The sequence below is a fragment of the Citrobacter sp. genome (assembly GCF_050252275.1).
Classification (GTDB): Bacteria; Pseudomonadota; Gammaproteobacteria; order Enterobacterales; family Enterobacteriaceae; genus Citrobacter_A; species Citrobacter_A amalonaticus.
The window spans coordinates 1-8,110 of record NZ_JBFWLF010000215.1 but is presented as its reverse complement, the minus strand read 5'-3'; the positions used below and the strand labels follow the sequence as shown (position 1 = coordinate 8,110).

Annotated in this window: 8 protein-coding genes; 5 read left to right on the top strand and 3 right to left on the bottom strand. The window is 54.2% G+C overall.

Annotated features, from left to right (window positions below; genetic code table 11):
* Both galP and metK read right to left on the bottom strand, forming a co-directional pair.
* Window positions 1–1,345, bottom strand: a 1,345-nt coding sequence (gene galP / locus AB7E14_RS16825) for a galactose/proton symporter (protein WP_428169697.1), incomplete at its 3' end; no start/stop codon positions are given.
* A gap of 367 nt (window positions 1,346–1,712) precedes the next feature.
* Complete coding sequence (gene metK / locus AB7E14_RS16820; RefSeq protein ID WP_046401615.1) at window positions 1,713–2,867, bottom strand: methionine adenosyltransferase; 1,155 nt, start codon at window positions 2,865–2,867, stop codon at window positions 1,713–1,715.
* A gap of 417 nt (window positions 2,868–3,284) precedes the next feature.
* Between metK and AB7E14_RS16815 the strand changes: the two genes are divergently transcribed.
* From AB7E14_RS16815 to speB, 4 genes are all read left to right on the top strand, one after another.
* Window positions 3,285–3,428 carry a hypothetical protein gene (locus AB7E14_RS16815; RefSeq protein WP_269460499.1) on the top strand — a complete coding sequence of 48 codons (144 nt, stop codon included), beginning with the start codon at window positions 3,285–3,287 and terminating at the stop codon, window positions 3,426–3,428.
* Between the two features lie 93 nt (window positions 3,429–3,521).
* Window positions 3,522–3,653: an acid stress response protein YqgB gene (gene yqgB, locus AB7E14_RS16810; protein WP_043001726.1), complete on the top strand. Its 132-nt coding sequence runs from the start codon at window positions 3,522–3,524 to the stop codon at window positions 3,651–3,653.
* 8 nt (window positions 3,654–3,661) lie between these two features.
* On the top strand, window positions 3,662–5,638 hold the full coding sequence (gene speA, locus AB7E14_RS16805; protein ID WP_042998051.1) for a biosynthetic arginine decarboxylase: 1,977 nt from the start codon (window positions 3,662–3,664) through the stop codon (window positions 5,636–5,638).
* Between the two features lie 143 nt (window positions 5,639–5,781).
* Window positions 5,782–6,702, top strand: a complete 921-nt coding sequence (gene speB / locus AB7E14_RS16800; protein ID WP_042998050.1) for an agmatinase — start codon at window positions 5,782–5,784, stop codon at window positions 6,700–6,702.
* 204 nt (window positions 6,703–6,906) lie between these two features.
* Here the strand turns inward: speB and AB7E14_RS16795 are convergent, their stop codons facing one another.
* Complete coding sequence (locus tag AB7E14_RS16795) at window positions 6,907–7,665, bottom strand: M48 family metallopeptidase (protein ID WP_042998049.1); 759 nt, start codon at window positions 7,663–7,665, stop codon at window positions 6,907–6,909.
* 278 nt (window positions 7,666–7,943) lie between these two features.
* Between AB7E14_RS16795 and AB7E14_RS16790 the strand changes: the two genes are divergently transcribed.
* Window positions 7,944–8,110 (top strand): hypothetical protein (locus tag AB7E14_RS16790; RefSeq protein ID WP_428169698.1); only part of this gene is annotated, 167 nt, incomplete at its 3' end.

Sequence of the window (8,110 nt, the reverse complement as noted above, 5' to 3'; positions counted from 1 at the left end):
GTTCAATGTGCTCCAGCGAGACGTGTTTGGTTTCCGGCACCAGCCACAGCGTCAGCAGGATAAACAGCACATTCAGACCAGCGTAAACCCAGAAGGTATTCGCGTTACCGAGGTTTTGCAGCATGGTCAGGAACGTCGCGCCGACGATCATGTTGGCAATCCAGTTGGTTGCCGTCGAGCAGGTGATACCAAAATCACGGCCCTTCAGCGGCTGGATTTCAGAACACAGCACCCAAATCAGCGGACCGGCGCTCATCGCAAAACCAATGATGAACATCAGCAGCATCGCGATAGCGAAGTACTGCGCGGACGGGGAGTGGATGCCAACATGCATCATCGTTCCGAGGATCCCCATTCCGGCCGCCATCACCAGGAATCCCAGCGTCAGTGTCGGTTTACGACCCCAGCGGTCAACCAGACCGATAGCGATAAAGGTGGCCAGCACGTTGGTCAGACCGACAATCACGGTGCCCCACATCTGCTCTGAGGTGTTGGTGTAACCCGCCATTTCAAAGATTTTTGGCGCGTAGTACATGATGACGTTCATTCCGGTGAACTGCTGCATCACCTGCAACAGCACGCCGAGGAACACTGCGCGACGGAAGTTGCTGTTCTCTTTGAACAACGCCCAACCGCTCTGTTTCACCTGTAGGCTTTCGCGGATCTCATCCAGCTCGCGTTTGGCTTCTGCGCTGGTATCACGCAGACGTAGCAGTACGCGTTCGGCATCGACAAAGCGCCGTTTTGCTGCAAACCAGCGCGGGCTGTCCGGCAGGAAGAAGACGCCGATCAGCAGCAGAATCGCCGGGATGATAATCACGCCCAGCATCCAGCGCCATGCGCCGCTGTAGCTGAAGGCGGTATCCGACAGATAGGCGCCGAGGATCCCGATGGTGATCATCAACTGGTACATGGAGATCATACTGCCGCGAATTTTTTCCGGGGCGATCTCAGACAGGTACAGAGGGGCGGTGTACGAGGCCACGCCGACGGCCAGACCCAGCAGGACGCGGGACAGGATCAGCACTTCAACGTTTGGCGCCGCCGCGGAGAACAGCGAACCGGCGACAAACAGGATCGCGCCGATCATCAGGCTTTTCTTGCGCCCGAGTTTGAAAGAGAGCCAGCCGCTGCCGACGGCACCGACTGCAGCACCGAACATCATGGAGCTGACGACCCACTCCTGAGTGTGTGCGGAAATCTGGAATTCATCGGTGATAAACGGTAATGCGCCAGCAATAACGCCGATATCCAGGCCAAAAAGTAATCCTGCCAGGGCTGCAAGGAAGCAGACAAAAAATGTCATGGCCTTATTGGAACGCCCCTGTTTTTTATTGTCAGGCATTATGCCCTCCGGTTGGGTTATCAGTTTTGTTGATAATTAGGGTAGGTGAGTACACCGCAAAAATATGTGATTGTTATCACGTAAGTGTAATCGGTTACACTACCAGTTTATCGTCATTCACATTAACAAATTGAAAATTATAGATTAATTAAACTGAGGTGTATCACGTTTGATCAGATTTAAGACTTAGCTGAAATAAAATGTAACAGCAGAGAAAGTCAGAACATGCAAAGTGATTATTCTGAAATGAGTACTTTCACTTCATGGTGTAAGCGGTTTCAATGAATGACGTGCTGAGGAATTTCAGGCGAGGTATAAAGAAAAAAGGCCAGCACGAGGCTGGCCTTAAGTCACGGATGTCGGTCGCTTACTTCAGACCGGCAGCGTCGCGCAGCAGAGCGGCTTTGTCGGTTTTTTCCCACGGGAAATGTTCGCGACCAAAGTGACCGTACGCAGCGGTCTCTTTGTAGATCGGGTGCAGCAGATCCAGCATCTGAATCAGACCGTACGGACGCAGATCGAAGAACTCGCGAACCAGCAGCGTCAACTGCTCAGCAGGCACTTTCTCGGTACCGAAGGTTTCCACCATGATGGAAGTCGGTTCAGCCACGCCGATCGCGTAGGAAACCTGAATTTCACAACGGTCAGCCAGGCCTGCGGCAACGATGTTTTTCGCGACATAACGTCCTGCGTAAGCTGCAGAACGGTCCACTTTCGATGGATCTTTACCGGAGAATGCGCCGCCACCGTGACGCGCCATGCCGCCGTAGGTATCAACGATGATCTTACGACCGGTCAGACCACAGTCACCCATTGGGCCACCGATAACAAAACGGCCGGTCGGGTTGATGAAGAATTTGGTGGCAGAGTTCAGCCATTCGGTCGGCAGAACCGGCTTAATGATCTCTTCCATCACCGCTTCTTTCAGCGTCGTCTGATCGATCTCTTCCGCATGCTGGGTGGAGAGCACCACGGCGTCGATGCCGACAATTTTGCCGTCGTCGTACTGGAAGGTCACCTGGCTTTTCGCATCCGGGCGCAGCCACGGCAGGGTACCATTTTTACGCACTTCAGCCTGACGCTGCACCAGACGGTGCGCGTAGGTGATCGGCGCAGGCATCAGCACGTCGGTTTCGTTGGTGGCATAGCCAAACATCAGGCCCTGGTCGCCAGCACCCTGTTCCAGCGGATCGGCACGGTCAACGCCCTGGTTGATATCCGGAGACTGTTTACCAATGGCGCTCAGGACAGCACACGAGTTGGCATCAAAGCCCATGTCGGAATGCACATAGCCAATCTCGCGCACGGTATTACGTGTGATCTCTTCGATATCGACCCATGCGCTGGTGGTGATTTCACCGCCAACTAAAACCATGCCGGTTTTCACGTAGGTCTCACACGCGACGCGCGCTTTCGGATCCTGTTCCAGGATAGCATCGAGCACGGCATCAGAGATTTGGTCTGCGATTTTGTCAGGATGCCCTTCTGATACGGACTCGGACGTAAAAAGGTGTTTTGCCATGTTTTATTTCACCTAAGGAGAATTTGGTTAGCTCAAACTGTTGTGCGGAAAAGCCAAAGCAGAAGATTCTACCAAGGCCTGCAGGTTAGTGACACTGGCAGTCTGAGTGTTAATCAGTATGGATGGATTAACATCTGGATGGCTATTTTAGGTCACTTCTTCACCCGATTTCCACTGTTTTTTGAATCAGCTCTCACTATGTTGAAAACATGAGGGGAAATTTTTACAGATACTGCTGACAATCTGCGCATATATGTTTTGCTTTTTCATTCTGTTGTCGGTATAAAACGCGGCGCGCGGCTCATACAAAAAGCACACGACGTTTTCTTCGTGTCGCCACTTCCAGCCGGGTTAAAACGTTAGCTTTGGCTTGTGGGTGCGTTCCTGATGGAGCGACCATGGAGGTGATAAGAGATAATGAACCGTTGTATTTTGCTGAATCTGTCGCACCGTTCTGGTGTGCGTATGTCCTCCACAATTTGCATCTCTGCTTTGCATACCTGCCGATGTTATACCCATCTCGGCGCTTCTCAGGACTCCAGAGCCGGTAACTGGCACTAAGGACTGAACAAGGGCGCTCTTGTGGAAACAAGAGTTTTCTCGTGGTTTCGCCGAACCGTCATACGTAAGTTCGGTTACGTGTTTTACAATGATATGAAAAAGAAACCGGTCGCGCAGGCGGAGTACCAGCACTTTCTGCTGGAAAATCCGACTGTTTATGGGTTGTTATCGCCTCTTCGGATTGCGATAGTAGTCAACTGTTTTACACTTGTTAATAAAATTTGAGGTTCGCTATGTCTGACGACATGTCTTTGGGTTCGCCTTCGTCAGCAGGCGAACAGGGTGTACTACGCTCCATGCAGGAGGTTGCAATGAGCTCCCAGGAAGCCAGCAAGATGCTGCGTACTTACAATATTGCCTGGTGGGGCAATAACTACTATGACGTCAATGAGTTGGGTCACATTAGCGTGTGCCCGGACCCTGACGTACCCGAAGCGCGCGTCGATCTCGCTAAGCTGGTGAAAGCACGTGAAGCGCAAGGGCAACGCCTGCCGGCGCTGTTTTGCTTCCCGCAGATCCTGCAACACCGCCTGCGCTCTATTAACGCGGCGTTCAAACGCGCGCGTGAGTCGTACGGCTATAACGGTGACTATTTCCTGGTTTACCCCATCAAGGTTAACCAGCATCGTCGCGTCATCGAATCCTTAATCCATTCTGGCGAACCGCTGGGTCTGGAAGCCGGTTCCAAAGCGGAACTGATGGCGGTCCTGGCGCATGCCGGGATGACCCGTTCGGTAATTGTGTGTAACGGCTATAAAGACCGGGAGTACATTCGCCTGGCGCTGATTGGCGAGAAGATGGGCCATAAAGTCTATCTGGTCATCGAGAAGATGTCGGAAATCGCCATTGTGCTGGATGAAGCCGAACGTCTGAACGTCATTCCGCGTCTGGGCGTGCGTGCACGTCTGGCTTCGCAGGGGTCTGGCAAATGGCAGTCCTCCGGCGGCGAAAAATCCAAATTCGGCCTGGCGGCAACGCAGGTCCTGCAACTGGTGGAAACGCTGCGTGAAGCCGGGCGTCTCGATAGCCTGCAACTGCTGCATTTCCACCTCGGATCGCAGATGGCGAATATTCGCGACATCGCCACCGGTGTGCGTGAGTCTGCCCGTTTCTATGTTGAGCTGCATAAGCTCGGCGTCAACATTCAGTGCTTCGATGTGGGCGGCGGTCTGGGGGTGGATTACGAAGGAACCCGCTCGCAGTCTGACTGCTCGGTGAACTACGGCCTGAACGAATACGCCAACAACATTATCTGGGCGATTGGCGATGCCTGTGAAGAAAATGGCCTGCCGCATCCGACGGTGATCACCGAGTCCGGTCGTGCGGTGACCGCGCACCACACGGTGCTGGTGTCCAACATCATCGGCGTTGAGCGTAACGAATATACCGTGCCTGTTGCTCCGGCTGACGACGCGCCGCGCGCGCTGCAAAGCATGTGGGAAACCTGGCAGGAGATGCACGAGCCGGGTACCCGTCGCTCGCTGCGCGAATGGCTGCACGACAGCCAGATGGATTTGCACGATATCCACATCGGATACTCCTCCGGCACTTTCAGCCTGCAGGAACGTGCGTGGGCGGAACAGCTTTATCTGAGCATGTGTCACGAAGTGCAGAAACAGCTGGATCCGCAAAACCGCGCGCATCGTCCGATCATTGATGAACTGCAAGAGCGTATGGCGGACAAAATGTACGTCAACTTCTCGCTGTTCCAGTCAATGCCGGATGCGTGGGGGATCGATCAGCTGTTCCCGGTCCTGCCGCTGGAAGGGCTGGATCAGGTACCTGAACGTCGTGCGGTTCTGTTGGACATCACCTGTGATTCCGACGGCGCTATCGATCACTACATCGACGGCGATGGCATTGCGACCACCATGCCGATGCCAGAGTACGATCCGGATAACCCGCCGATGCTCGGTTTCTTTATGGTCGGCGCATATCAGGAGATCCTCGGCAACATGCACAACCTGTTTGGCGATACCGAAGCGGTGGACGTGTTTGTCTTCCCGGACGGTAGTGTAGAAGTTGAGCTGTCGGATGAAGGGGATACCGTGGCGGACATGCTGCAATATGTGCAGTTGGATCCGAAAACGCTGCTGACACACTTCCGCGATCAGGTGAAACAAACCGGCCTGGACGATGCGCTGCAGCAGCAGTTCCTCGAAGAGTTCGAAGCGGGTCTGTACGGCTATACGTATCTTGAAGATGAATAATGGCTGATGCCCGGGCGACTTGAACCTGGGCAATTAAGCAGCGATAATTTACTCAATTACTGTGTTTACGAATCAAACCCTTTCTCGTCGGGCCTAACGACGCGGGAGGGTTTTTTTATATTGACGAATATGAGGTTTTTGCCATGAGCACCTTAGGTCATCAGTACGATAACTCCCTGGTTTCTAACGCCTTTGGCTTCCTGCGTCTGCCGCTGAATTTCCAGCCGTATGACAGCGATGCCGACTGGGTGATCACTGGCGTGCCGTTTGACATGGCGACGTCCGGTCGCGCGGGCGGACGTCACGGCCCGGCGGCGATCCGTCAGGTGTCAACGAATCTGGCCTGGGAACACAACCGCTTCCCGTGGAATTTCGACATGCGTGAGCGTCTGAACGTGGTGGACTGCGGCGACCTGGTTTACGCTTTTGGCGACGCGCGTGAAATGAGTGAAAAACTGCAGGCGCACGCCGAGAAACTGTTGGCAGCCGGTAAACGGATGCTCTCTTTTGGCGGCGACCACTTTGTGACGCTGCCGCTGCTGCGCGCGCACGCGAAACACTTTGGCAAAATGGCGCTGGTCCATTTCGATGCCCACACCGACACCTATGCGAATGGCTGTGAGTTCGACCATGGCACCATGTTCTACACTGCGCCGAACGAAGGGTTGATCGATCCGAATCACTCCGTGCAGATCGGCATTCGTACAGAATTCGACAAAGACAACGGCTTTACCGTGCTGGACGCCTGTCAGGTGAATGATCGCGGCGTTGATGACATCATCGCTCAGGTGAAACAGATTGTCGGCGACATGCCGGTCTATCTGACCTTTGATATCGACTGCCTGGATCCGGCATTCGCGCCGGGGACCGGTACGCCAGTGATTGGCGGTCTGACTTCCGATCGCGCCATCAAGCTGGTGCGCGGCCTGAAAGATCTGAACATCGTAGGAATGGACGTGGTGGAAGTGGCGCCGGCTTACGATCAGTCAGAAATCACCGCCCTGGCGGCGGCAACGCTGGCGCTGGAGATGCTGTACATTCAGGCAGCGAAGAAAGGCGAGTAACGGGTTTCGGGCTATTTTACTCGCCATTTTGAACCCGGGCAGTGCTCGCCATCCTCACGTACTCCGTGTACGCTCCGGTGGCTGTGCGCTGTCCAGGCTCAAACTGGCTTCGCCAATAACGCCCGATCACCGGACTAAATTTGTAGTTCTGTAGTTCTGTAGGCCGGATAAGGCGTTTATGCCGTCATCCGGCACGCTTGAATGTTACTTAATCCCGTCTGCTTTCATACGATCGCGAATATGTTGCGCACGTTCTGCGGAGGCCGGGTGATCGTCAAACATTGAGCTTTGACGACCTTCTTCCAGTTTCGCCAGTTTTTCGAAGCTGGTGGCAAGACCCGCCGGGCTGATACCGCGTTTGCGCAACAAATCGTACGAGTAGTCATCCGCTTCCGCTTCCTGACGCTGGGAGAACTGCGAGTTCACCAGTTTTTCCCCCAGATCGCCGAGCTGTGATTGCGACAGGCTGCCGACGATCCCACCCGCTGAGGCTGCGGCTGCACGAACGGCGTTAGTGCCCAGCGCCACCTGCATACCTTTCTTCACGTGGCCGAGCGCAACGTGACCCATTTCATGGCCAATCACAGCTTCGACTTCGTTGTCCGTCATCATGTCCATCAGGCCGCTATAGACACGAATACAGCCGTTCGCCATCGCGAAGGCATTCACGTCTTTCGCCATGTAGACCTTGTAGTTGACCGCTTGTCCGTTGATGTTATCACCGAGCGCCGTGGCGATTTTGTTCAGGCGCTTCGCGTACTCGCTGCCGGCTGGCGCGATAGTCGCTTTACCATCCATTTCCGTACAGGCCTGGTTGCTTAACGCGATAACCTGCGTGTCGCTCAGACTGTAGGCCTGAAAAGCCTCGGCCCCTGAGGAGAGCAGTCCATTGGAATTCATATTCTGGCAGCCGGTCAACACCGTCGCCATGCCCATAGCAAGCAGTAACGCGCGAATCTTCATGTTTTTTCTTCCACACGAAATGAGGATTGTTCTAAAAGTGCGCGATTTACAGATGAATCCGCGCTCTCGCTAAGTATAAAGAAAAGAACAACAAGCGGGCGAGCAGATTGCGCAACATGCGAGTGTGATCCGGAGATTTCTGAAGCGGCAAAAGGATGCTCCATGTACATGACACGCGGCTTGGGTTACATTGTTGGCACTTTTTTCCGGCGTAGCCCAAAACGCGCTGTCGTCAAGTCGTTGCGGGTATGGCCTTCATCATCCGATCTGGAGTCAAAATGTCCTCACGTAAAGAGCTTGCCAATGCTATTCGTGCGCTGAGCATGGACGCAGTACAGAAAGCCAAATCCGGTCATCCGGGTGCCCCGATGGGTATGGCTGACATTGCCGAAGTCCTGTGTCGGGATTTCCTGAACCACATCCCGAGCAACCCGTACTGGGCCGA